This is a genomic window from Mesorhizobium sp. M5C.F.Ca.ET.164.01.1.1, from assembly GCF_004792125.1.
In the GTDB taxonomy this organism is placed as follows: domain Bacteria; phylum Pseudomonadota; class Alphaproteobacteria; order Rhizobiales; family Rhizobiaceae; genus Mesorhizobium; species Mesorhizobium wenxiniae.
Genome location: NZ_SRTG01000150.1, coordinates 1 through 406, shown reverse-complemented (window position 1 = coordinate 406; position 406 = coordinate 1). Strand labels below are relative to the sequence as shown.

General features: G+C 64.8%; 1 protein-coding gene. It reads right to left on the bottom strand.

Annotated elements, in window-relative coordinates:
* Positions 1-371: ATP-binding cassette domain-containing protein (locus EN807_RS32860; protein ID WP_246684508.1), on the bottom strand; the 371-nt coding region annotated here is incomplete at its 3' end.
* Positions 372-406: the final 35 nt, after the last annotated feature.

Below are 406 nucleotides of genomic sequence, written 5' to 3'. Positions count from 1 at the left end.
AAGGCAAGCGTCCTGCGGCGCATCTCGGCGCGGTTGACGGTGCGCAGCAACGTCCTTGGCTCGTGGCGGAACCAGATATTCTGTTCCACGCTGAGGTCGGGGATCAGCGACAGTTCCTGAAAGACGGCGGCAATGCCACGCGCCTGGGCCACGTCCGGATTGGCAGGGCGATAGTCCTGGCCGTCGACCAGGATCGAGCCGCAATCGTGCCGCACCGCGCCCGACAGGATCTGGATGAAGGTGCTCTTGCCGGCGCCGTTCTCGCCGAGCAGCGCATGCACCTCGCCGGCGCGGGCGCTGAATGTCGCATCGCTCAGCGCAACGATGCCGCCATAGCGTTTGGACAGGCCTTTGACGGTGACGAGGTCCATGGATGCGCCTTCGAAAAGCTCTCCCGACATCTTGC